This window comes from Neobacillus piezotolerans, assembly GCF_003362805.1.
In the GTDB taxonomy this organism is placed as follows: domain Bacteria; phylum Bacillota; class Bacilli; order Bacillales; family Cytobacillaceae; genus Bacillus_D; species Bacillus_D piezotolerans.
The window spans coordinates 1-24,791 of record NZ_QNQT01000018.1; the positions used below are offsets into that span (position 1 = coordinate 1).

Consider the following 24,791-nt stretch of genomic DNA (forward strand, 5'->3'; position numbering starts at 1 on the left):
TGTTTGTTGACGCTTGTTTGTTTAGTTTTCAAAGAGCAATTATTAACGCCGCCTCTCAAAGGCGACTTTATTATTCTACCAGGTTGTTAACCTGAAGTCAACAAGTTTTTTTAATTTCTTTCTTGTTGGCTTGTTGCCGTCGCAGCAACATTTACAAATATAACACCTTTAATTATACCTTGCAACAGTTTTTTTCTTTATTCACTTAAGATTAATATCCCAAATTTGTATCTTTCCCCCACTCGGTTAAAATTCCTTTTGCCCGAAGCATGTATATATAAGCCTCGGTCCAGGCATACGGCAAAATAAAAACGCCAGCTCCGGTAAAGGCAGCTGGCGTTTCGGCTTTCTATCTTATTATAACCCCGCCACCGGAATAATAACATTCGGTTAGCACTACGAAGCGAGCGGCTGTGACTTTCAGCGGATTTGTCCGTATTATTTATGCCTCATTAGCGGGAACAGCAGAACGTCACGGATCGATGGGGAATTGGTCAGCAGCATGACAATCCTGTCAATCCCAATTCCGAGCCCACCTGTTGGCGGCATTCCATATTCAAGGGCCTCGATGAAATCCTCATCCATTTCATGCGCTTCATCATTCCCTTGTTCACGCTCTTTCAGCTGCGCTTCAAAGCGTTCCCTTTGGTCAATCGGGTCGTTCAGTTCCGTAAAGGCATTGGCATGCTCACGGGCTACGATGAATAATTCAAAACGGTCTGTAAACCGCGGATCTTCCTCGTTCTTTTTCGCAAGTGGGGAAATTTCCACAGGGTGCCCATAAATGAAAGTAGGCTGAATAAGCTTTTCTTCAACTTTTTGCTCAAAGAATTCATTGACGATATGCCCGTACAGCATATGCTCGGTAATTTCGACCCCGTGCTCCTTCGCGAGTGCCCGAGCTTCTTCTACACTCATTTCTTTCCAGAAGTCGGCCCCTGTGTGTTCTTTAATGGCGTCGACCATATGAAGCCTCTTCCATTCCGGTTCAAGATTGACCTCATAATCACCATACTTGACGAGGGTGGTTCCCAAAACTTCGCGGGCGACATGGGCAATCAGATTTTCAGTGAGTTTCATGATGTCTTTATAGTCCGCATATGCTTCATAAAGTTCAATCATTGTAAATTCCGGGTTATGCCTGGTTGAGACCCCTTCATTCCTGAAAACGCGGCCGATTTCATATACTTTTTCCAAACCTCCGACAATTAGCCGCTTCAAATGGAGCTCAATGGCTATCCGCATGAACAATTCCATATCAAGCGCGTTGTGGTGGGTGATGAACGGGCGGGCGGATGCTCCTCCGGCAATTGAATGCATCATTGGAGTTTCGACCTCTAGGTAGCCCTTTTCATCAAGATAACGGCGCATCGATTGGAGGATTAGGCTTCGCATCACAAAGGTAGCTTTGCTTTCATCACTCATGATCAGGTCAAGGTAACGCTGGCGATAGCGCTGCTCAACATCTTTTAGGCCATGGAACTTATCAGGCAGCGGACGCAGGGCCTTTGTCAGGAATGTATATTCAGTAACTTTTATGGATAGCTCGCCTACCTGTGTTTTGAAGAGCGTGCCTGTAACCCCGATGATGTCGCCCAGGTCAGTTGAATTGAACAGATCATACTGGCTGTCGCCGACTTCATCCTTCCGGACATAAATCTGGATTTGGCCGGTTAAATCTTTTAAATGCGCGAAACCGGCTTTTCCTTTTCCGCGTTTCGTCATAACACGGCCTGCAAGGGAAACGGAAACCTCTTTCGTTTCAAGCTCTTCCTTGTCGAGGCCGCCGTATTGTTCAATAAGCGACTTCGCTGTTGCATTGCGATCGAATTTTTTGCCGAATGGGTCTATCCCTTTCTGGCGCATTTCATTCATTTTTTCCCTTCTGACCAGCAGCTGGTCATTTAATTCCTCTTGGCTCATCTGTTTTCAGCTCCCTATTTATATAGTGCGGTATGTGCCCGCGCTAGTTTTTAACATTTAAGTACTTTTATGCAGTTTAGACAATTTCGCATAAAAAGAGACATTAGTACCATTGTACACAAACTTTCTGCAAGGGACATAATAAAAATAACAAAAATACAACAAAGACTGCCAGATTTTTTACTGGCAGCCTTTCCTTATTGGATGGACGGAGCGCTTTTGTCGGCTTTCCGGCATTAATCTTGCATTTCTAATTATCCGACGGTTGCCTGGCTTTCCATTTCCTCCGCTTCGGCAACGAGGCCGTTCAATACTACAACAAGGTCCTCCCTTGTATTGCATTCGTTGATGGCAGTGCGGGCCCTCGCATTTCCCTTGATCCCCTTTAAATACCATGCGGCGTGCTTACGCATTTCGCGGACAGCGACGTTTTCGTTCTTTAGGGCAATCAGGCGGTCAAGGTGCAGGATGCACACATCCATTTTTTCGCGAACGGATGGTTCTCCCATAAGTTCGCCTGTTTCAAGGTACTTAACGGTCCGATAAATCATCCAAGGATTCCCGAGAGCTGCGCGGCCAATCATCACGCCATCGACGCCGGTCTCTTCAAGCATCCTCTTGGCATCCTGAGGGGTCTCAACATCCCCATTGCCAATGATAGGGATGTTAACCGACTGCTTCACTTCACGGATGATATCCCAGTTCGCTTTGCCTTCGTACATTTGGACACGTGTGCGCCCATGGAGGGCAATGGCCTTGCCGCCGGCACGTTCGACCGCGCGGGCGTTCTTCACCGCAAAAATATGCTGGTCATCCCAACCTATCCTTATTTTGACGGTAACCGGCTTTTCCACGGCATCCACCACAGCGGAAACCATCTCATATATTTTGTCGGGATCCAGAAGCCATTTCGCCCCTGCGTCACATTTTGTGATTTTAGGGACCGGGCATCCCATATTTATATCGATAATATCGGCATTAGTATTTTTGTCAACGAATCTCGCGGCCTCGACCAGCGTGTCTTTTTCGCCTCCGAAAATCTGAAGGCTGAGCGGCTTTTCGCGCTCATCTATATAGAGCATGTTCATTGTCTTCTCGTTCTTGAAAAGAATGCCCTTGTCACTGACCATTTCAGCGCAGACAAGGCCCGCCCCAAATTCCTTTACAGTGAGCCGGAAAGCCGAGTTGCAAACACCGGCCATTGGCGCCAGTACAACTGGATTCTTCATAATAATATCGCCAATTTTCAACATTTTAACGGCCTCCCTTTCTAAAACATGTATGTTTACTCCTCAGGCGGAGCAATATCTTCTATGCTGACACGCAGCACTTGCGAGGCTTTCCTCAGAATATCGGCGGGCGGCATCCGGTTTCCTCTTTCGATTTCGCCAAGTACGGAGACTGACACTCCAAGCTCTTTCGAAAAGCTATCCTGGGTGTATCCTTTTAATTTTCTGAAAGCACGAATCCGTCTTCCCCATTTATCCGCTTCCATATCCGTACTCCTTTTTTATCAGGCAAACGATCCACCAAAACTCCAAGAGGTTCGCTTTTGCCTGGAAGATGAATATTTCCGGCAACTTCATACAAAGGCACAAGCACAAACGCACGTTCCGCCATCCGGGGATGGGGAATATAAAGCTTCTCTGTTTCAATATTTTCTTGGTTAAAGAGAAGAATGTCAAGGTCTATTGTCCGCGGCCCCCATCTCAGCTCCCTTTTTCTCCCAAGTGAATGTTCAGCCTTTTGGCATACATCAAGCAGTTCGTACGGGGACAAATCAGTTGTCAATTCGACCACCATATTTAAAAACATGTCCTGGTCTTCATAACCAACTGGATCCGTTTCGTACACGGAGGAACAATTTACCATATTTATGGATGGGTGGCTATCCAGTAAACGGACCGCGGCCAGAAGGTTCTGTAAGCGGTCGCCAATATTTGAACCCAGCGATAGGAATGCTTTGTGAACCATTTACCTTCTCCTTGTAATCTCCGCCGCTACCGACTCGTAATGGCCGGGAATCGGGGGATCGGGCTTAATGACCTTGACCGTTGCTTCCTCAATGAGCGAAAACTCCTGAAGAATCCTTGAGGCAATCCTTTCGGCAACCGCCTCTATTAATTTATACGGCTTGCCTTCGACGACCTCTTTGGAAACCCGGTAAAGGTCGGCATAGTTAACAGACGATTCAAGATTATCCGTTTCTCCCGCGTCCCTTAAATCGAGGGAAACCGCAAGATCTACGATAAATCGCTGGCCCAATTTTGTTTCCTCAGGGAATACGCCATGATACCCATAGAATTCCATTTTATTTACGTGAATTTTATCCATCCGCTCTCCCCCTTCCCATCAGAGCATCCATCATTTTCGCCATCCTTGCCATTTCCTTTACATCATGAATGCGAATTATTTGGCAGCCCTTTTGGATTCCATAGCAAACTGTCGCGCCCGTTCCTTCCATTCTTTCTTCAGGCGGCAAATCAAGTATAGTGCCAATGAATCTCTTGCGTGATGTCCCGAGTAAGACCGGGTAGCCCAAGGCGACGAGTGTATCGAGGTTTTGCATCATTTCGATATTTTCCTTGAGATCCTTGGCAAAACCAATCCCTGGATCAAGAATGATTTGTGAATCCTTTACTCCCGCCTCTTTTGCAATCCGTATGCTTTCGTAAAGGTCTGAAAACACATCCCGTGTGAAGATTTCATAATCGCGGTTGTCCCGGTTATGCATAAGGATGATTGGAGCGTTAAATTCTGCTGCGGCTTTTGCGATATCCGGCTCAGCCTTTGCCCCCCAAATATCGTTTACGATATGGGCGCCTGCCATCAACGACTGCCTTGCGACCTCTGCTTTGTATGTATCCACCGATATCGGCACATCAAGTTCCTTTCTCAACGCCTCAATAACCGGGATGACCCTTTCCAGTTCTTCCTCAAGGGAAACCGGTTCGTGGCCAGGTCGGGTTGATTCGCCTCCGATGTCAATGATGTCGGCCCCGTACTCTACCATTTCACGGGCATGAGCAACCGCGCGGTCGGCCGCATTGAATTTTCCCCCATCCGAGAATGAGTCCGGGGTCACATTCAATATCCCCATTACAATTGTCTTTTTGCCATAATCAAGTACATGGTTTCCGCAAATGATCTTTCCATTTCCATTACTCATTTTTCATCCTCCGTTCCGATTTCTCTCATGGTGTAAAATGATTCGCGGCAGGCGGCATACCTGCCGTGCAAATAACGGGCTAGATGCCCATTCATACCTTCAAATTTAGCATCCCCAATCCTTGGGCAGGCGACAATTTCCTGGATTGAGTTCGTAAAAAATACTTCATCCGCCAAAAGAAGCTCATCGAGAGGGTAAAACCCTTCGCGTACTTCGATTCCGGATTTCATGGCCAATTCCATGACAAACCCGCGGGTAACCCCGGACAGTATCCCCGTTTCCAACGAGGGAGTAAAGAGGATGCCTCCCTTGGCCCAGAATATATTGGAGACGATTCCTTCCGCAATATAGCCTTCCCTTGTCAGGAAAATCCCTTCCATCCCTGGTGAGTTGCGGATTTCCCGCCAAGCGAGTAGATTATTCAAATAATGATGCGATTTTAGCCGTTCGCGCCCCTCGGGTGTATTCCTGTTGAGTGACAGGATTTTTCCGCCCTTTTCCTGCAATCGGCCAGCCGGAGGGAGCGGCTTGGAAAAAACAAGCACTTCCGGTGATTCATAAGGTTCGGAGCGAAGGCCGATTTCGCCAATCCCGGCCGATACATTAAAACGGATATAGGCATCGGAATAGCCATTCGCCGATAGGAGTTCCTTTACCGCGCCTTCCGCTTCATCCCGGGTTACTTTTTTGCCGATCTCTAGCAATTCAAGCCCCGCATTCAACCTTTCAATATGGTCGTCCAGCAAAAAGCAATGGCCTCCGTAGACCCTGAAGGTTTCAAATAGTCCCACTCCATACAGAAAGCCATGGTCAAATGGGCTAATTACCGCTTCTTCTTTTTTGACAAGAATGCCGTTATGCCATATGTACATTACTGTTTCCCCGCCTTAATAGTATGGGCGGCGACGAAATTAGCGAGCAGCTGTTTCCCAGGGCCTGTCATAATGGACTCAGGATGGAATTGGACTCCTTCAATTGCCATCGTTTTATGGCGAAGAGCCATGATTTCCCCTTCTTCCGTCCAAGCCGAAATCTCGAGGCATCCGGGAAACGTTTCTCTTTTAACAATTAGGGAATGGTAGCGGGTTGCCTGAAACGGATTGGGAATTCCTTCAAAAATCGTCTTCCCATCATGGTGGATGGGCGATGTTTTTCCATGCATTAGCCGTTCCGCGCGGACAACGTCTCCGCCGAACACCTGGGCGATTGCCTGATGGCCAAGGCAAACGCCAAAGATGGGAATTTTGCCGGCAAAATAGGAAATTGCCTCAAGGCTTATCCCGGCTTCAGTCGGGCTGCAAGGCCCCGGTGAAATCATCAGGATTGACGGACTGGCCTTTTCGATATCTTCCAAGGTAACTTCATCATTCCGCTTTACTGACAATTCTTCTCCAAGCTCGCCCAAATACTGGACAAGATTAAAGGTAAAGGAATCATAGTTATCAATCATATAGATCATTTGCTGTCACCCGTTTCCGCAAGCTCTTTCGCTTTCCATAGCGCCCTTGCTTTTTTCAAAGACTCTTTATATTCATATTTCGGATTTGAGTCGATGACGATCCCGGCTCCCGCCTGGACATGGGCCTGTCCGTCTTTTACAAGCATCGTCCGGATCATGATGTTAAGCTCGAGGTCCCCGTTAAAGCCAATCCAACCAAGCGAACCGGTGTATGGGCCGCGCCGTGACGGTTCAAGCTCTTCGATAATCTCCATCGTCCTAACCTTTGGCGCCCCAGTAATTGTACCGCCAGGGAAAACCGCGTCAATTAAATCGAAGCCATCTTTATCACGGGTGATTTTCCCCCGGACATTCGAAACAATATGCATGACATGCGAGTATTTTTCAATGACCATGAATTCATTCACTTCCACCGATCCATAGGCACTGACCCTGCCGATGTCATTCCGTTCCAGGTCAACGAGCATCACATGCTCGGCGCGTTCCTTTTCACTTTCTATCAATTCATTGGCCAAACGCTGGTCCTCTTCTTCATTCTCTCCTCTGGATCTTGTACCGGCAATCGGGCGTGTGCTGATTTCGTCCCCCAGCTTTTTGACAAGAAGCTCAGGCGATCCGCTTACAAGCTGAAACTCGGGAGTATGGAAATATCCCATATACGGGGATGGATTCACTTCGCGAAGCTTTTCGTACACCTGCAGCGCAGGAATGCCGATTGGCTTCGTCTGTCTGACAGAAAGGTTTACCTGGAATACATCACCCGCCGAGATGTATTCCCTAACCCTTTCGACCGCCTCCATAAAATCCGTTTCTCCAATGGATACTTCCCTTTCCTCGACGGCACCGGTATCCGTCTGTTTCTCTCGACCGGCACCGGCCCCATTCCACCTTGCTTCCCATTCCTCAATTCGTTCCGCGAGCCCTTCAGTGTTTTCCTCGTCATAAAGGAAGTACATACTTAGAGTATTTTCATGCAAATCAAGGACAAACCATTCTTTATGAAGCAGGAAATAGACATCCGGGACGTTAAGCTCATCCTTTGCCAGATTCGGAAGTTTTTCAATGTACCTTGCATAATCATAGCTTATGTACCCGATTGCTCCGCCTGTGGCAAGGGGAGCCGTCGACTCCGCCTTAAGATTGAAACTAGCCATATAGGATTTCAGCCCATGAAGCGGGTTTCCTTCAACCACAGCAGCGGGTTTTCCTTCTTCAATGATCTCAAGGCTATTCCAGCCATTTGACTTGGCAATTGCGTAGGGATGAAAGGCCGCTATGCTGTAGCGCCCGCCCCGGCCGCTTTCCAAAAGGACATGATGGCTGGCTTCACTTGAAATTTGTTTATATTGCTGAAAAAACTTATCCGCGGACAAGTTGATTTTTTTGATATGGACGTCTTTCCCCAAATAACTCACTCCCATTTTCCCGTATCTTCTACATCATACAAGAAGTGAGCCAATGAAAAAAGCATGAGCCGCAAAGTTGCGCCCATGCTTAAAAATCGAATGTTCTACTCTTCAAATTGGAAAAGAGGAGTGCTTAAGTAACGTTCGCCGTTGCTTGGGATAATTGCCAGGACTTTTTTGCCTTTTCCAAGTTCTTTCGCAACCTTCAGCGCCGCGTAAATAGCCGCGCCGGATGAAATCCCTCCGAGAATGCCTTCTTCCTTCGCCGCGCGGCGGGCATAATCGAATGCCTGCTCGTTTTCAACCTTGATGATTTCATCATAAATGTTTGTGTCAAGGATATCCGGTACGAATCCCGCGCCGATTCCCTGGATTTTATGCGGGCCAGGTTTTCCGCCAGATAGGACAGGTGAATCGGATGGCTCTACCGCATAGATTTTAATGTCCGGGTAGGCCTCGCGAAGCACCTCGCCCGCGCCGGTAATCGTTCCGCCTGTTCCAATCCCCGAAATAAACCCATCAAGTTGGCCGCCCATTTGCTCGACGATTTCCTTTCCGGTTGTCCTTCTGTGGACTTCAGGGTTTGCTTCGTTTTTGAACTGCTGCGGCATGAAATAGCCATTTTCCTTTGCAAGCTCCTCGGCCTTGCGGATTGCTCCGCCCATTCCTTCAGGCCCTGGGGTCAAGACAAGTTCCGCTCCATAAGCGCGGAGCAAGTTGCGGCGCTCCATGCTCATTGTTTCGGGCATTACGAGGATGGCCTTATAACCTTTTGCGGCCGCAATCATCGCCAGGCCAATGCCTGTATTGCCGCTTGTTGGTTCGATTATAGTATCCCCTTGCTTTAAATCGCCTTTCTCTTCAGCGGCTTCAATCATCGCCAAAGCAATCCTGTCCTTTACGCTGCTTCCCGGATTCATGTATTCCAGCTTTAAATAAACTTCTGCGCTGTTCTCCTCCACAAGCCGGTTCAGCTTAACAATCGGTGTGTTGCCCACTAGTTCGGCAATCGAGTTTGCGACACTTGCCATTCGTCCCACTCCTTATTCCGAGTATTTTTATTGGTTTTATATAGAATGTAACAATTCGCCTGGAAACTGTCAATATTTTAGTTTCCCCAAATCCAAGGGCAAAAAACAGAAAAAAGGCTTCGCATAGCCAATGTATGCAAAGCCTTCCCAATTTTGAAGAATATTTTTAAAATAAGGCTCCTGGAATCGGGTCAATAGCACACACGCCTATTTTCCAAAAAACCAGTCCACTCCCGCTTCATCCCAAAGCGCCGCCGCGGAAGGAGGCGTTCCAAGCTGGGCAAGTGCTATCTGCCTCCGGATTTCATGCTTTACTTCTTTATACGAATATTTCTTTTCAGCTATTTTTTCATGAAGCTTTATAATCGCATAACCTTCGCCGATTTTAATCGGCTTGCTCCAATGGCCGATTTTAAGCTTTTGCGCAGTTTGGGTATATTCATCGGGATAGCGTTCATCCCCCGCCTGGATAAAGCCGATGTCTCCGCCTTCCCCGGCAGTGAATTCATCTTCGGACCTTTCCCTGGCAAGCGTTTCGAATCCCGAACCGCCTTCAAGTTCCTTAATGGCCTGGTCCGCTTCGTCTTTCGTTTTGATTACAATATGGGATAGGCGGTAAGCTGCAGGGACATCATAAAGAGTTTTGTTTTTTTCAAAATAGCTTTTCATCTCGGATTCGGATACAACCGCATCCTTTGTTAAAATTTCTTCAAGTAAAAGCGAGAGTTCGATTTGCTTTCTCCATCTCTCCAAATCTTCACCCTTGCTTGAAGACGACCCGCCATAAGCAGTCTGGAACATCCTAAGCTCCCTTTCCACATCTGCTTTTGGGACGGTAATTTTGTATTTCTTGGCCATTTGGCTGACGACTTCCCTGTCAACTAAATCCCTCAGCGTATCTTTGCCGTAGCGCGCTTCCAACTCATTCAGCCATTCTTCCCTCGAAATGGTGTCCTTCCCGACTTTCGCGACCGTTTCACTATCTTTATGGAAACCGGAAGCCGTTTCAGACCTGGACAAAAAATAGAAGAAAGTTAGGGCATTCAGGACAACTAAAGCAGCAATCACCAACCATAATTCCCTTGTTTTCATTTTCCCTCTCCCGATATAGAGCCTTACTTCGCTTCTCTCTTCAGCGCTTCAAGCTCTTCTTTTGAAAAATGATATTTTTCATTGCAAAAATGGCAATGGGCTTCCGCCATTCCATCCTCTTCGATCATGTCTGAAATTTCGGACTGCCCGAGCGATACGATAGCGTCCGAGAATCGTTCTTTGGAGCAAGTGCATTCAAAGCGGACTGGCATCTTTTCGAGGATCGAAAGCTCGTCCTTTCCAAACAACTCTATAAGAATTTCTTCCGGAGTCAATCCTTGCTGGATCATTTTTGAAATTGGTGTAATCGTTTTGAGGCGCTCCTCTATCCGGGAAATTGTTTCATCACTCGTTCCCGGCATAAGCTGAAAAATAAAACCGCCAGCTGCCAATATTGTGTTGTCCGGGTTGACAAGTACGCCTACCCCCACAGAGGAAGGAACCTGTTCAGATGAAGCAAAGTAATAGGTGAAATCCTCGCCTAACTCTCCCGATACAATAGGAACCGATCCGCTGAAAAAATCCCTCAACCCAAGGTCCTTCACGATCGTAAGGGTGCCGTCTGTACCAACCGCCCGCCTGACATCAAGCTTGCCCTGTTCATTTAGGTCAAAATGGGTTTGCGGGTTGCTCACATAGCCCCTAACCGTCCCTTTTGCATTGCTGTCGACAAGGATGTTCCCGATAGGGCCTCCACCCTGTATTTTAATCGTCAGTTTATCTTCGCCCTTCAGCATGGCGCCCATCATCAAACCTGCTGTCATCGCCCGGCCAAGCGCCGCTGACGCTGTCGGCCATGTATAATGCCTGCGTTGTGCTTCCGCCACCGTTTCTGTGCTTCTGACGGCGTATGCCCTGATTTGGCCGCCATAGGCCAGTGCTTTTACTAGATAGTCATTCATACTTTTGCTCCTTTCTCGCTGGTCGTTCTCGAAGCTGTCGGACAAAGCCCGCAAGCTCAAAAGGACTCGTCAGGCAACACTTCAGCCTGGTAAGCCCTCCTTTATGATTCATGCCTGTTTAGTGTATCCATATTACGCTTATAGATTAAATGCAGCCCTTTTAAGGTCAAAAATGGATCAACGATGTCAATGATTTTTGATTCCTCGGCAATCAAATTGGAGAGGCCTCCCGTTGCAATGACCGTCGGCATCTTGGAACTATTGGCCATCATCCGTTTCACTATGCCTTCAACCTGGCCGACATACCCATACACAATCCCAGCCTGCATGGCAGCAACGGTATTTTTGCCTATAATTCCTTCCGGCCTCGCTATTTCAATCCGCGGAAGTTTTGCGGCCCGTGAATAGAGTGCTTCAGTCGAAATGCCGACGCCGGGAGCAATCGCCCCGCCCATATACTGTTTATGCTCGTTTACGTAGCAATAGGTTGTAGCGGTGCCGAAATCGACAATGATTAGCGGGCTCCCATATTCATGGATGGCTGCGACCGCATTCACAATCCTGTCAGCCCCCACTTCCCTCGGATTTTCATATTTTATGTCAAGGCCCGTCTTTATGCCAGGGCCGACAATCAAAGGTTTAAGCCTGAAATACTTCGAGCACATTCTTTCAAGCGAAAACATAATTGGCGGAACGACAGAGGATATAATAATTCCTTCAATATCGCCAAAAGAAAGGTCCGAATGGTCAAATAGGGACTTAATCAGCATTCCGTATTCGTCTTCAGACCTATTCCGGTTTGTTTCAATCCGCCAATGGTGGAGAAGTTCCTCCCCCTTATATACCCCTAAAACGATATTTGTATTTCCCACATCAAATACGAAGATCAATTGACTCACCACTCCATGGAATTTAACCAGGACCGAAAAGCCCCTTTATCGTAAAGCGGCCTCACTGCCCAAGTTTGCAGGTTTACTGAAAACATCATATCACAAACCATTTCGGGATAGAAAAGGCCAAGCGCCCCATTTCGCATAAAAAATCCGGTTTTGTTTTTTGGTTAAACAAGAAGGGCGCCGCTGAAATGAGCGGCGCCCTGCAGGTGGCTTAAGTTATTTTTCCTCATCCCTATTTTCTTCAGGCTTGAGAATGGTTGTTTTTGGAGTCCCTGAATTGCCTTCGTCTTCCTTTTTGCCTGAAATGTTGATAATCACATCATCAAGTGTGTTCTTGATTTCGGCGGGAGTCGAGTTGGCGGGAACTTTTCCGTCCGGAAGCCTTCCGTGGTCAACCAAGTGCTTGATGCCTTCAGCATCGAGTGTTTCCACTTCAAGAAGCGTATTGGCAATCAAGTCGAGCTTGTCACGGTTTTCCGTCAGGATCGTCTTCGCGCGTTCATAGGACTGTTTAATGAAGTTCTGGATTTCCATATCAATCTCATAGGCGATCTTGTCGGAATAGTTTTGTTCATTGTGTAGATCGCGCCCAAGGAATACCTGTCCGCCCTGAGGCTGTCCGAACTGCAGCGGTCCGAGCTTGTCGCTCATGCCGTATTCGGTAACCATTTTCCTTGCGATTCCGGTTGCCCTTTGGAAGTCGTTATGCGCTCCGGTGCTCACTTCGCCAAACACGATTTCTTCGGCGACGCGTCCTCCGAGAAGGCCGGTAATTTTATCAAGAAGCTCCGGCTTTGTCATGAAATAGCGGTCTTCCTTAGGAAGCATGACTGCATATCCGCCAGCCTGGCCGCGCGGGACAATCGTTACCTTGTGGACCATTTCAGCTTCATCCAGCATGATGCCGATGACTGTGTGGCCAGCTTCGTGGAAAGCGACAATCCTGCGTTCTTTTTCGGATATGACACGGCTTTTCTTGGCCGGTCCCGCAATGACGCGGTCCGTTGCTTCGTCAATATCGATCATATCAATTTTCTTTTTATTTTGGCGGGCCGCGACTAGCGCCGCCTCATTCAGTAAGTTCTCAAGATCCGCGCCGGAGAATCCCGGAGTACGCATCGCAATGCTTTTTAGATTGACAGACTCATCAAGCGGTTTATTCCGCGCATGGACTTTAAGAACCGCTTCCCTGCCCCTTACATCCGGACGGTCAACTGTGATCTGGCGGTCAAAACGGCCAGGACGCAGAAGTGCTGGGTCGAGGATATCTGGGCGGTTGGTCGCCGCGATGATAATAATTCCTTCATTTGCCCCGAAGCCGTCCATTTCTACAAGGAGCTGGTTCAGGGTCTGCTCGCGCTCATCATGGCCGCCGCCAAGTCCGGCGCCGCGCTGGCGTCCGACCGCATCAATCTCATCGATAAAGATGATGCACGGAGCATTTTTCTTTGCAGTTTCAAACAAATCACGGACACGGGACGCACCCACGCCGACAAACATCTCAACGAAATCGGAACCGCTGATCGAGAAGAACGGCACGCCTGCTTCCCCGGCTACCGCACGGGCCAGCAGCGTTTTACCGGTTCCCGGAGGGCCGACAAGCAGGACGCCCTTTGGAATCCTCGCGCCAAGCTCGGAAAACTTGCGGGGATCCTTCAGGAATTCAACTACTTCAACCAATTCCTGCTTTTCTTCATCCGCTCCCGCTACGTCCTTGAAGCGGACTTTTTTCTTGTCATCGTTATAAAGCCTCGCCTTGCTTTTCCCAAAGTTCATGACACGGCTTCCGCCGCCCTGCGCTTGGTTTAGCAAGAAGAAGAAAAGAATGAAAATGATTACAAACGGGATAATGGATGTAAAGAAAGTGACCCAGCCGCTTGTTTCTTTCGCAGGCATCGCCTCGATCTTCATATTGGGAACCGCTTCGTCAATACGGCTCAGCATCCGTTCGCTGTTCGGGACATATGTCAGGAAGAATTTGTCCTTGTCTGCATTTTTAAGCTGGCCGCGAACCTCATAAACGCCACGCTCCGGCTGCAGGGTGACCGACTTTATTTCACCTTTTTCTAAATGGGAAATAAACTGGTCGTACGATATATGATCCGTTGGTTCATTGTTCCCGTTAAAAAAGCTAACGACGCCAATGATAACCAAAAATATCAATAAATAAAAGATGGTGTTGCGGAATATCCGATTCATCCCTTACCTCCTCCCACGGTGGAAAACAGTATATAAAATAGTAGCATATTCATGATGCCGCTTCAACCAAAGTGCTTGAAGCATGCACGATTCACTTAAAAGTTTTGCCTATTCCGCCTTATTGTACACTTCCGGCTTCAAAACCCCTATATATGGAAGGTTTCGGTACTTTTCCGCATAGTCCAGCCCATACCCGACAACAAAGGCATCCGGAACTTTGAACCCCACGTATTCAGCGTTAATATCAACCTTTCTTCCAGACGGCTTATCAAGCAGGGTGACAATTTTAATGGATTTCGCTTTCCTGTAGCGGAACAGTTCAACAAGATAGCTGAGTGTCAGGCCGCTGTCAATGATATCTTCGATGATCAACAGGTGCCTTCCCTCCACGGATGTATCCAGGTCCTTCAGGATTTTCACTTCACCGGAAGAAACCGTCGAATTCCCGTAGCTGGAAACATCCATAAAATCCATTTCAAGATAGCAATCCATCTTTTTAAGGAGATCGCCCATAAAAGGCATCGCCCCTTTTAAAACTCCGATTGCCAGCGGGAATTTATCCTGATAATCTTCCGTCAGACGGGCTCCCAGTTCCTTGACTTTCTCCTGGATATCGTCTTCAGAAATCAGGATTTTTTCAATATCGTTTCTCATTTTACATGTGCCCCCCAGATGTAGGTTTCTTATTATATAAAAGCTTCAGATAGCCATCCCGGGGGTTCCCCGCGGAATCCAGGGCGGATTTCTTCAGCCCGGGCAGCCAGACGATTCGGCCGGCGCTATCCATTATGACAGGCCATGTTTCCCGTTCGGAAACCGGTACCTTGTTATCAATGAAGATGTCCTTCAGCTTCCTTGTGCCTTCCATTCCCTTCAGCGTCATCCTGTCTCCATTTTCCTTTGTCCTTATGATAAGCGGGAATGATACTTCGGATACGGGCAAATATGAGCATCCCGGCCCGGCACCTTGTTCAGCGTCCAACGCCAGCTCAATTGAGACTACCGCGCCAGTGGGCAGCACCGCTTTCCCAGGATGGTCCATTTCAATCCTGAATGCCATCTTCTCAAGACGCCCAAAATGGATAATACACTCAGAGTAGGAACGGGTGACGTTTAATCCGCCGGGGAAATTCAGCTTTCCGGATGGATGAGGACGGTTCAGCAGGGAAATCACTTGATCAATATGTACGGCAGCCAGAGAATCATGCTTTCCTTCATAAAGATAGTTTAATATTAGTTGAATACCTCTTCTTTGTAAAGGCATTGGCATCCCAAGAAAAGCCAGTATATCCAGTACTACTTTCCCTCTTTCCCTGCTTTTAATTACTGTAACCATCCGGCTGGCAGCCAATTCCTCCAAATACGCTTCATCGCTCTCAATCTCCTCACTAAAACGCTGAAAATGTTCGTGCGCATGGGGATTTTCCTTTTTTAAAAAAGGAAGGAGTGTCTTCCGGAAGCGGTTCCTGCTATAAACATCTTTTTGATTGCTTGGGTCGATGCGGTACTCGATGCCTTTTCTGCGGCAATAATCGAGGATTTCTTCCCTGGACGATCCGAGAAACGGGCGGATGATCAATCCGTTTTGGAAGGGCCTCATAAACGGAATGCCAGCCCTCCCTCTCCCCGTAGTGCCCCGATTCAGGCGCATCAGGATTGTTTCCATCTGGTCATCGCCGTGGTGGGCCAGGGCAAGAAAGGTATATCGGCGCTTCTCCATCTGTTCCCGAAAGAAACCGTACCTTGCATCCCTGGCGGCTTCCTGGCTGTTTTTTCCGGTAAGGCTGATTAATTCAGGGACATTCACCCTTGCCATCTCAAAAGGTATTCCGCGCCCCTCGCAATAGTTTTTCACAAAAAGAGCGTCTCCAAGCGATTCATCCCCGCGGAACATATGATCGACATGGGCCGCGGCAAGTTCCATCCCCAAACTATTTTTTCTCTCCCATAAATAATGGAGTAAAGCCATCGAGTCGGGGCCGCCTGAAACGCCAACAAGGATGCTGGCGCCTTTCAAGGAAACCGATTTCCTCTTTAAAATTGCCTCAGTTTTTTCCTCAAGCATGTTAATTCTTCCTTAAAATGAATGATTAGGCCCGCCCTAAAGGCGGCAAGCTTTGTTTTATACGATTAAAACGAATAAAGGTTTCACTTATTACAACTTCGTCACAATTTTTGCTTGTGAAAATAGGAACAAAACAATCAAGACAATTGTACAACAATATAGACAAGATAAAGAAGTGCCATGAATGAAATTACATAAAACGTTTCTCTTTTCCCACTATTTTTTTTATTTTTACCAGGGGAATGGCGCTTTAACGGCTGAGTGGACGAAGGTGCCTTTGAAGCAGAAACCGTGCTTTCCGGCTTTGGGGGAGCGATACATCCGAGCAGTTCGTTTCTCATTTCCCTGGCGGAGGCATATTTGCCCAGGAGCGCGCTTGACAAGACATGCTCATAGGGTAGGAGTTCCTCCTTATTACGGACAGCCGTTAACAATTGCCCAATTCCCCCCTCCGCTTTCCGGAAATTCCCCTTATGTGCGGCAGCGACCATAACCATCGCAACAGCAAATAGGTCATAGGATGGTTCGGCTTTTCTTGATCCCAGGCCCCAATAACCCCGATCATAAAATTCGGTATATTCTTTGATGGCCCTGCCAATTTTTGTAGTCCCTCCTACGTCAATGCAGCGTATTCTCGGCGGGGGGCCTGTGACAATCAGGTTTTCCGGCTTCAAATCCCCGAACACCCATCCGCTTTTATGTAGAAGGTCCAAGTCATTTAATAGCTGGAGCAATAGGACATGCATCCATTCCCTTCCTTTATAAGAAAGGAATTGCTGAAGTCCCGGCCCTTTTATGTATTCCATTACATAAAAACTGAACCTGCCTTCCGGGGAAATCCAATCATCAACATCAAGCAGCAAAGGCCCAAGGGCATGGCCCCGGGCCTTGGCGAAAGACTGTAGGACATTGACCTCCGAAGTAATCGAGACCCCATTGCCGCTGATTTTCAAAGCGGCTTCCGTGTTGCCTTTTTTAACAAGATAAACGACTCCATTCGCGCCATTGCCCAATTCTTTCACAAGGACATATTCATTCCTGTGCCACTTCCCTGCTATGACTGCCCCGGGCCTGAATCTACATGGACTCTTCGAAGAAGGATTCATCATTTTCAGCCAAAAGTCTCCTTAACGCGCTTTTTTCATTGAACATACGGATTGCCTCCCGGATGGCAGGGCCTGTCGGGGTAATCCCACCGGCTGCCAGCATCGGGAAGATGGAGCTAATTGATTCCAGCCTTGGCGTCCAATTAAGGATAACGTCGGTTTCTCCTCGTTTCCCGGGAAATACTAACACGGAAAATTGATTTTTCCCTGAACGGGCATTCAAACTTAGCGAAAGGTCGAGCAAGGCTTCCTTGACTGTCGGTAACTTATGTTTCATGCTCGCGCTCACATCGACAAGAACCAGCACCTCTAAATCAACAGACTCTCCAAGCTCATCGACAACTTCAAGGACTTCTCCCCTTTGTTCCGGAGGGAGGTCTTCGAGTGTTTTCGAACTTCCGAAAATTTGCCTTAATTCCTGATTTACCACTCCCTGCAGGGTTTGCGTCATTGCTTTCCTCGTTACCATTTGGACCGTTTGCGACAATTGCTCGGAAAAGACCACCTGGCTCACACCGCCTCCGGACAGGGCAATCCCCTCGATTTCCTTCATCCCCTGTCCATCAATTGTATCCTTCTCAATCACGCCGATGACATTGACCGTGACGCCTTGTTCCTTTGCGAGGGCCGCCATTGCGATTGGATCTTCCCCCTGATTGGAACACCCATCGGTAATTACTAAAAGCTGCCTGATTGTCCCTGTATTCATCCCATCTCCTCCAATCGTTAAATGTTACCATTTTCGACGCAATAGGAGGTATTTATACCAACTCCCCTTAGGCCTGCTTCTTTTTGATTCCGTGAACAGGAATTGAGGCCCACTTGGGGGTGTTGTGCTTTATTTTTGCGACAGCCACAGTCATATCGTCCTCGATTTTGTTCGACCTGGAGCGGATGACTTCTTCCATTATCAAATCTGCCACTTCCTGCGGATCCTCAGTCTCAAGTTCATTGATTTTGCGTTTCATCCACATTTCATAATTCCCAACATGCTTTGGCCCTTCGAAAACGCCGTCACTCATCATGATTAATAAATCGCCTGCCTTAAGCTGCTCGCTCACGACATCGACATCGAAGTCCTGTACGATTCCCATCGGAAGATTGTTAGCCTGTATTTTCATTACCTTTCTCCCGCGTTTTATGAAACTTGGGGTTGAACCGATTTTCAGGAATTTTGCCGAAGCATTTTGCAAGTCAATGACAGCAAGGTCGAGTGTTGAAAATATTTCATCCGTTGTCCTTAAGGCGAGGACGGAGTTTACTGATTTAATGGCCACCTTTTCTTCAATGCCAGACTGGAGGATTTGCTGAAGGAGTTTGAGCGTTTCCCGGCTTTCGACCTGGGCTCGCTCGCCATTCCCCATTCCATCGCTGATAGCGACGGCGTATTTCCCGCTTCCAAGTTCCATTGTCGAAAAACTGTCCCCGGAAACCAATCCGCCACCTTTGGCGGCATATGCCACGCCTGTTTCCACGATGAATGTTTTCGCTGACCGAAAAGTAGCCTGGCAAGTACTATGTGGAAAGGCGCCGCATTCCTCCGAATTGACAATAATGGTTTCGCCGAGTATGTCGGACAGCATCGGGGCAATCAGTTTTTCACACTCACCATGCCCATTGCAATAGGGGATTGCCATATCGATATCCACATTCCCTGGTTCAAGGCTATAAATCTCCACATGTTCAATTTGCAGGCCGAAATCCTGGATCGCCTCCATAATCTGCTCCTCCTGTTTATGGAGGTTTTCACGTTCGCGCTGGATTTCCTTCGCGAAATCACCCATCACTTCCGAAACCCCGAGAAGCTGGTCAGCGACGAGGCGCCTGCTTTCCTTTACTTGTTTTTTCAGCTTTTGGTTTGCCTGGTAAACAGCGAGTTCCTGATGGATTGCTTCGGTTACCTTCTTCGGCCTGGAGCAGAGTTTTTCCCATTCACGGGCCAGCTTTGGCGGAATCGTTGCCTTTGACTGGTCCATTTGAAGCATAATTTCTTCCATATAGCCATATGTTGTAGTAAAGTTCCTTGTCCAGCAATGCTCCTTTTTAAAACAAGTCTGGCAAGTCTTTTCAGCAACATTGCTTAAAAAGAAATCCAATTCCTTTTCTTCTTCGCCCAAATCGTCTTCATGGTGGGAAAAGCTTTTCGAAAGCGCTTCAAACACATTTGAAAACTGTGCTACCCGTTTTGCGGTGACATCCCGCATTTTCCTCATATATTTTTGCTGTTCTGCTGTGTGTTCCGGGGTCCCCGGTATGTACTTTGCAATTCTTGCGGTTAAAGATGTGGGGGTCAGGAAAAAAAGCAGGATTGCGGCCGAGGTTTCCAGCATGGTGGACTCGAGGCTAATGCCGGTTTCGCCATACATCCCAATTAAAAGGGTTGCTACAAGAAGCCCAAGCGAAACGCCAGCCTTCTTCCCTTCTTTCAGCAAACCGCCGAGTACGCCTGAAAATGCCAAAAGGCTCATATGGGAAAAACTCGAAACATTCGCCAGGCTGAAAATAAGGCCTGTGACAACTCCGACGGTTGAGCCAACCGCCGCACCCGCGATAAGGGAAAACAGGAGGACCAAATATCTGGACATCACATGTTCAATCGACAAACCATAAACGATCCATCCGATTGTTCCGGTCATAATGGAGGCAAGGAGGATAATCAAAGAGACAATTTCTTCTGTTTTAAGAGGCTGTTTCCGTTTATTGGCTGTGACCAATGGCACGCTCTGCATAAAAATCAATGAAAGGACGAAGGCAAGGATTCCTTCTATACCGGCCATTACCAAATCGTAAACTGAAAGGGTCTCCGCTTGTATAAAGCGTTCAGCAATCCTTCCGGCAAACAGCAAACCGCCGATATAATAAGGGATTGCCCTGGCCTGGTTCCCCACCCATTTCCTGGTGGGCCTGTAGACCGCCAAAAACAGGAAAACCATGGCGAAAGTCGATGCCGCATGTCCCACCGAGATGGTTACAGCACCGGCGACAAGGCCAAAAAGCGCCAGCGGGGCCCGTTCCATTTTTATAAAATATACCGCGGCGAAAAAGGGGAGGCTAAAAGGCGCCAACTTTGCCAGTATCAAAGCGCGTCCTAGCAAAAAACCGACAAGGACAAGGAAATACCCCTTTTTCAAAATCAGCTTTTCCGCCTTGGACCGCAGTTTTCCAAACGCCTCCGCCAAACCCCATTTAGGACGGATGCCGGATCCTGTTACATGGTCCATTACTGTTTGTTCTGCCCTTTCCAATAAAACACACTCCCCCGTCGTCTGGTTATTGTGCTTCATTATAAAGGGACAAGCATCCAAACATTGTCAAAATCTAGATGGTCAACCATGGAATTCTTCGACGCATTTCACACCGGCCGCCACGGTTGGGCAAAAGCTGCCAGACAAATCCATCAGTCAATTTCAAAAAATGTATTGACACTCTATTTCAAACTATGTATCATATAATTTGTGCTTTAAAATGGCGGTGTAGCTCAGCTGGCTAGAGCGTACGGTTCATACCCGTAAGGTCGGGGGTTCGATCCCCTCCGCCGCTATACATCTTTTCCAAACAATAATTTGTTTGGCAGCAAAGGCCTTCCCTTTTGGGGAAGGCCTTTTTATTTTCGGGAATAGGATGATTCCCGCATTTCGATTCTACATCAGATAGTATGCTTTTTTCTTAATGTTGTTGTTCTCCGCTCCTCGACAACCTACAGAGTTTAAAGGAATAAACCAGCACTTATGATGAAAATCCCGCTTGATTTATAGAGGCACATGCAGGACCGGAGACAACAAAACAGGCAGAACCCATCGGGCCTGCCTGGTATAATAAATATCGGTTGATAAGCAGCAACAAGTCAGCCTCTTCTGGCCCCTCTACCACCACGTTTTGATTCGGTGTTCCGTTTCAGGGAAGATAAGCGGTCTTCGCTATCTTTGAGGAATTTGGCCATTTTCGATTCAAAATTCTCCGGCCTTGCATTCCGGTCATTTGCCCTTCCTTGGCGAGGACGAGGCGTGTAAGACCTTTGCGGTTCAGGACGGTCCTTGGCTTTTTTTATGGAGAGGCCAATCTTCCCATCCTTTTCAACATTGATGACTTTTACCTCAACCATATCGCCAACCTTCAAGTGATCATTGATATCCTTGACGTAATTATCAGCGACCTCACTGATATGGACTAATCCTGTTGAACCTTCCGGCAGCTCGACGAACGCTCCGAAATTAGTGATCCCTGTTACCTTTCCTTGTAACTTGCTGCCTACTTCGATTGACATAAAAAGAAACTTCCTCCTTAAAAATATAAAAAAAATCAGTCTTGCTATATATTATACCTAAGTTTTAAAATAAGTGTCAACAAGAGTGCCCTGCATCATTTTTCCTTCTTCTTGTTACCTTCCGGTATGTTGAAGATTATCTCACCCTTGTCGGAGAGAAAGTATTCCTTCCTTGCCAGCTTTGCGATATAGTCATCATCATTGAGCTTAATGATTTCCTCGTTCAGGATATCCCGTTCCCGTTCAAGCCCGGCAAGCTTCTGCTCAAGCTTTTCTTTTTCCGCCTTTTTCTCATCCAAAGCTGCCGCGCGCGAATAGATGGAAGAAACAGTAAAGTAAATTAAAAGGGCCGCCAATAAGGCAAATGCAGCGAGCCTCCTCGCCAATGCCTTACGTTTCCTGGAAGCCGCTTCTTCCGAATAATATTGAGATTCAGCATAGCTATTGCGAATCCTGGCCACGTTTCGATTCTTCGATGCTTCCAAAGGCTCTCTCCCCCTTAGTCCTCTTTTTTATTCCACCTGATTACCCGTTTATAAACATCCCGTGCTTTTAAAAGAATTCCTGTCCCACTATTATATAACTTCTTTGCTGGTATTTTAATCCCTTTCGGCAAAAGTTTCCACAAGAATGTAAATATTTTTTCCAGCGGGAGCAAAATTAACATCCGGATGAGAAAATAGACGATTCTTAACAGGAGGCGGAGCAGTGATAGGATTGCTTTCATGAGGATCAAAACCAAAGCGATTGCAAATTGGATAAGGCCGGTGACCGGCTTGAAAATAAGAAGCCGGACCGTTTTTGCTAAAAAGCGTCCGGCCGTTACCGCGGCGTTTATTACCCGGTCAAGAATCCACAAATAGGCCCCTTTCAACAAGGCTTGGTACGCGGCAAAACCACAGAGCAGGGCGAGAAAAATATAGAACCTGATTTCTCCCTTATTGACGTGGAAAAGGACATAAAAAACAATGAGCGCCTGGACAACCCAAAAAAGGATATCATTTACAAAGGTGATCCAGCTTTTTCGATTCTTGCGGTTCAAAAAACGGTGGTACGTATCCAGCATTGCCCCGAATGCCGCCCCGGCCGAAACCATCGCCGCCATTGTTAAAAACTGTACCGAGAGGGTCATCGGAATAACTTGCTAAAGAATCCTTTAGCTTTGTCTCCATGCTGTTCATCAAGATATACAAGTTCAAACACCTTTCCTTTAATGGAAACGACTCCTTTATCGACATCAAGGTTCTTCATCTGCAGATTCTGTCCTTTTATCGACAAAAAGCCCATCGCCGTTTCCAAAAGGAATTCCTCGTTGTCGAAGCTTTCCACCTGTTTGACTCCAGTAATATCAAGCAGCTTTCGCCCTCTCATGATGACATCATGATCAGGCGCCGCCCCTTTGTTTGTTGCGTTTTGATCATAATATTGATTCATTGTTCATCCCCCGAATCACATTGTACATGCTATTTTTGTACATACTATGATTTTTCGGGATTAAATAGAACAAGCCTCACCCTTCGGATTGCGCCTTTTCTTCCTTCAAGATCGTATACATTTCCGCCGCTTCATCCTTGCGGGATGTTTCCTGTATCCGGTCCACCCTTGCCGTTACAATTCGCTGGCCAAAACGGATTGTCAATTCATCCCCTACTTTAACAGTTGTGCTCGCCTTTGCCTGGGTGCCGTTCACCAGAATCCTACCCTGGTCAGATACTTCCTTGGCAAGCGTCCTTCTCTTAATAATTCGGGAAACTTTCAGGTATTTATCAAGCCTCATGATTCTTCCCCCTATCCATTCATGTTCTAAAGCCCGTTTTTCTTGGCGTCATCCCAATACCGGTCAAGCTCCTCAAGGGAGTGGTCTTCGATTGCCCGGCCGCTTTCCTTTACCATCTCTTCAATGAAACGGAAACGGCGGACGAATTTATCATTCGTTTCTGTAAGTGCTTCTTCCGGATGGATGCCGAGGAACCTTGCTACATTTACAAAAGCAAACAATAGATCGCCGAATTCCTTTTTTGCAAGCGCCAGTCCTGCTTCATTTTTTAATTCAGCCTCGAACTCCTGTAATTCTTCCTTAACCTTCTCGAAAGCAGGGCCGATTTCCTGCCAGTCAAATCCGGCTTTTGCCGCCTTTTTTTGCAATTCAAATGCCCTTATAAGAGCTGGGAATGATTTTGGTATCCCGTCCAGGAGGGAATCCTTCCTTACACCCTTCTTTTCCTGCGCCTTAATCTCCTGCCAGTTTGCGACAACCTCTTCCGCTGTATCCGCGGATCGGGATCCGAACACATGCGGATGCCTTCTGACCATTTTGCTTGAAATCGATTCGATAACATCATTGACAGTAAAATATCCGTCATCCTCGCCAATTTGCGCATGCAGCATAACCTGTAGAAGGACATCGCCAAGTTCCTCGATCAGATGGTCAATGTCCCCGCTGTCAATCGCTTCAATAACTTCATATGTTTCTTCAAGCAAATATTTTTTCAAAGACGCATGAGTTTGTTCCTTATCCCATGGGCAGCCGTTCGGGCCCCTTAAAACCGCGATAATCTCCCTCAGTTTGGAAAAATCCCGCATAAGGAGTTCCTCTTCCTTTACTGGTGGGACATACAAGGTAACTAGATTATGTATTTCTGTTTTATGGTCCAGTTCATAAAGAGGCAGTTTTTCTATTTTTTCTTCGGAACTTCCAGCCGCAGTTACGATATAAACCTCATATTCATCCGGCAGGCGCTCCATTAGGGTAAGCTTCACATCCGATGCGATCAACCGGTCATAAACCTGGCTGATGAACATATGCTGGCCCAACTGTAGTTGATTGGCCTTAAGGGCTGTGGCGTCAAGAAGCTGGAAGCCTTCCACAGGATCTATCCTTAAAGCAAGGAACAACGCATCGAGAAAGCTTTGCCCCCCTCCGAACGTAATCTCAATCCCCGCTTGCTTCTCCTGTTCTTCAAGAAGGAGCTGGACTGTCCGTTCCGCAACGAGCGGATGGCCTGGCACGGCGTATACAACCGGCCCTAGTGACGCCTGGGCTAGCAGTGTATCCCGAATTTCTTCGTAGACCGCTTCAAATGAATCATGTTTTTCATAGATGGAATCAAAGGAGGTATAGGAGAATCCCTCGTTCTCAAGCTCCCGTACGACAGGATGTTCCTTGGTCCTTAGGAAGACCCTTCCCCTCTGCTTTAATTTTTTGTAAACTCCAAGCGGCATGGCATCCAAGTCAGCTGAGCCGAGGCCAATGATTTCAATTTCTTTTTTCATACTTTC

Annotated in this window: 25 protein-coding genes and 1 tRNA gene; 1 reads left to right on the forward strand and 25 read right to left on the reverse strand. The window is 47.3% G+C overall.

Annotated features, from left to right (window positions below; translation table 11 throughout):
• Positions 1-438 precede the first annotated feature (438 nt).
• From lysS to spoIIE, 19 genes are all read right to left on the reverse strand, one after another.
• Positions 439-1,923 (reverse strand): lysine--tRNA ligase, encoded by a 1,485-nt coding sequence (lysS, locus tag DRW41_RS21445; protein WP_115454053.1) that lies wholly within the window; start codon positions 1,921-1,923, stop codon positions 439-441.
• A 254-nt stretch (positions 1,924-2,177) separates the two neighbouring features.
• Positions 2,178-3,176 (reverse strand): tRNA dihydrouridine synthase DusB, encoded by a 999-nt coding sequence (dusB, locus tag DRW41_RS21450; RefSeq protein ID WP_115454054.1) that lies wholly within the window; start codon positions 3,174-3,176, stop codon positions 2,178-2,180.
• A 32-nt stretch (positions 3,177-3,208) separates the two neighbouring features.
• Positions 3,209-3,418: a helix-turn-helix domain-containing protein gene (locus DRW41_RS21455; RefSeq protein WP_115454055.1), complete on the reverse strand. Its 210-nt coding sequence runs from the start codon at positions 3,416-3,418 to the stop codon at positions 3,209-3,211.
• Positions 3,370-3,897, reverse strand: coding sequence for a 2-amino-4-hydroxy-6-hydroxymethyldihydropteridine diphosphokinase (gene folK, locus DRW41_RS21460; protein ID WP_115454056.1), 528 nt, complete (start codon positions 3,895-3,897; stop codon positions 3,370-3,372). The genes DRW41_RS21455 and folK overlap by 49 nt, the downstream gene beginning before the upstream one ends.
• Entirely contained in the window at positions 3,898-4,257 is a 360-nt protein-coding gene (folB, locus tag DRW41_RS21465; protein ID WP_115454057.1) for a dihydroneopterin aldolase, read from the reverse strand.
• On the reverse strand, positions 4,250-5,092 hold the full coding sequence (gene folP / locus DRW41_RS21470) for a dihydropteroate synthase (protein WP_115454058.1): 843 nt from the start codon (positions 5,090-5,092) through the stop codon (positions 4,250-4,252). Before folP ends, folB begins: the two co-directional genes overlap by 8 nt.
• Entirely contained in the window at positions 5,089-5,964 is an 876-nt protein-coding gene (gene pabC, locus DRW41_RS21475) for an aminodeoxychorismate lyase (protein ID WP_115454059.1), read from the reverse strand. The genes folP and pabC overlap by 4 nt, the downstream gene beginning before the upstream one ends.
• On the reverse strand, positions 5,964-6,551 hold the full coding sequence (gene pabA, locus DRW41_RS21480; RefSeq protein ID WP_115454060.1) for an aminodeoxychorismate/anthranilate synthase component II: 588 nt from the start codon (positions 6,549-6,551) through the stop codon (positions 5,964-5,966). Before pabA ends, pabC begins: the two co-directional genes overlap by 1 nt.
• Entirely contained in the window at positions 6,548-7,972 is a 1,425-nt protein-coding gene (locus DRW41_RS21485) for an anthranilate synthase component I family protein (RefSeq protein ID WP_115454061.1), read from the reverse strand. Before DRW41_RS21485 ends, pabA begins: the two co-directional genes overlap by 4 nt.
• Positions 7,973-8,061: 89 nt before the next feature.
• Positions 8,062-8,988, reverse strand: a complete 927-nt coding sequence (cysK, locus tag DRW41_RS21490) for a cysteine synthase A (RefSeq protein WP_115454062.1) — start codon at positions 8,986-8,988, stop codon at positions 8,062-8,064.
• Positions 8,989-9,195: 207 nt separating this feature from the next.
• A complete protein-coding gene (locus DRW41_RS21495) occupies positions 9,196-10,080 on the reverse strand; it encodes a peptidyl-prolyl cis-trans isomerase (RefSeq protein WP_115454063.1) in 885 nt (294 codons plus the stop codon).
• A gap of 23 nt (positions 10,081-10,103) precedes the next feature.
• Positions 10,104-10,982 carry an Hsp33 family molecular chaperone HslO gene (gene hslO, locus DRW41_RS21500; protein ID WP_115454064.1) on the reverse strand — a complete coding sequence of 293 codons (879 nt, stop codon included), beginning with the start codon at positions 10,980-10,982 and terminating at the stop codon, positions 10,104-10,106.
• Positions 10,983-11,083: 101 nt separating this feature from the next.
• Positions 11,084-11,872 carry a type III pantothenate kinase gene (locus DRW41_RS21505; protein ID WP_115454065.1) on the reverse strand — a complete coding sequence of 263 codons (789 nt, stop codon included), beginning with the start codon at positions 11,870-11,872 and terminating at the stop codon, positions 11,084-11,086.
• A 222-nt stretch (positions 11,873-12,094) separates the two neighbouring features.
• The gene (ftsH, locus tag DRW41_RS21510; protein WP_115454066.1) at positions 12,095-14,077 is read right to left on the reverse strand and encodes an ATP-dependent zinc metalloprotease FtsH; all 1,983 of its coding nucleotides are present in this window, start codon (positions 14,075-14,077) and stop codon (positions 12,095-12,097) included.
• A 108-nt stretch (positions 14,078-14,185) separates the two neighbouring features.
• The gene (gene hpt, locus DRW41_RS21515; RefSeq protein ID WP_115454067.1) at positions 14,186-14,731 is read right to left on the reverse strand and encodes a hypoxanthine phosphoribosyltransferase; all 546 of its coding nucleotides are present in this window, start codon (positions 14,729-14,731) and stop codon (positions 14,186-14,188) included.
• A 1-nt stretch (position 14,732) separates the two neighbouring features.
• Positions 14,733-16,142: a tRNA lysidine(34) synthetase TilS gene (gene tilS, locus DRW41_RS21520; protein WP_115454068.1), complete on the reverse strand. Its 1,410-nt coding sequence runs from the start codon at positions 16,140-16,142 to the stop codon at positions 14,733-14,735.
• Between the two features lie 137 nt (positions 16,143-16,279).
• Positions 16,280-17,248: a serine/threonine protein kinase PrkT gene (prkT, locus tag DRW41_RS21525; protein WP_439330895.1), complete on the reverse strand. Its 969-nt coding sequence runs from the start codon at positions 17,246-17,248 to the stop codon at positions 16,280-16,282.
• The gene (locus DRW41_RS21530) at positions 17,220-17,957 is read right to left on the reverse strand and encodes a VWA domain-containing protein (protein ID WP_115454070.1); all 738 of its coding nucleotides are present in this window, start codon (positions 17,955-17,957) and stop codon (positions 17,220-17,222) included. Before DRW41_RS21530 ends, prkT begins: the two co-directional genes overlap by 29 nt.
• A gap of 67 nt (positions 17,958-18,024) precedes the next feature.
• The gene (spoIIE, locus tag DRW41_RS21535; RefSeq protein ID WP_245959522.1) at positions 18,025-20,532 is read right to left on the reverse strand and encodes a stage II sporulation protein E; all 2,508 of its coding nucleotides are present in this window, start codon (positions 20,530-20,532) and stop codon (positions 18,025-18,027) included.
• Between the two features lie 183 nt (positions 20,533-20,715).
• Between spoIIE and DRW41_RS21540 the strand changes: the two genes are divergently transcribed.
• Positions 20,716-20,789: transfer RNA gene (locus DRW41_RS21540), tRNA-Met, on the forward strand.
• Between the two features lie 303 nt (positions 20,790-21,092).
• Here the strand turns inward: DRW41_RS21540 and DRW41_RS21545 are convergent.
• From DRW41_RS21545 to yabN, 6 genes are all read right to left on the reverse strand, one after another.
• On the reverse strand, positions 21,093-21,512 hold the full coding sequence (locus tag DRW41_RS21545; protein ID WP_053368687.1) for a S1 domain-containing RNA-binding protein: 420 nt from the start codon (positions 21,510-21,512) through the stop codon (positions 21,093-21,095).
• A 95-nt stretch (positions 21,513-21,607) separates the two neighbouring features.
• Entirely contained in the window at positions 21,608-21,997 is a 390-nt protein-coding gene (locus DRW41_RS21550) for an FtsB family cell division protein (protein WP_115454071.1), read from the reverse strand.
• A gap of 14 nt (positions 21,998-22,011) precedes the next feature.
• Positions 22,012-22,644, reverse strand: coding sequence for a spore cortex biosynthesis protein YabQ (gene yabQ, locus DRW41_RS21555; protein WP_115454072.1), 633 nt, complete (start codon positions 22,642-22,644; stop codon positions 22,012-22,014).
• On the reverse strand, positions 22,641-22,946 hold the full coding sequence (gene yabP / locus DRW41_RS21560) for a sporulation protein YabP (RefSeq protein WP_115454073.1): 306 nt from the start codon (positions 22,944-22,946) through the stop codon (positions 22,641-22,643). Before yabP ends, yabQ begins: the two co-directional genes overlap by 4 nt.
• 76 nt (positions 22,947-23,022) lie before the next feature.
• Positions 23,023-23,289, reverse strand: coding sequence for an RNA-binding S4 domain-containing protein (locus DRW41_RS21565; RefSeq protein WP_115454074.1), 267 nt, complete (start codon positions 23,287-23,289; stop codon positions 23,023-23,025).
• A gap of 26 nt (positions 23,290-23,315) precedes the next feature.
• On the reverse strand, positions 23,316-24,785 hold the full coding sequence (yabN, locus tag DRW41_RS21570) for a bifunctional methyltransferase/pyrophosphohydrolase YabN (protein ID WP_115454075.1): 1,470 nt from the start codon (positions 24,783-24,785) through the stop codon (positions 23,316-23,318).
• Between the last annotated feature and the right edge of the window lie 6 nt (positions 24,786-24,791).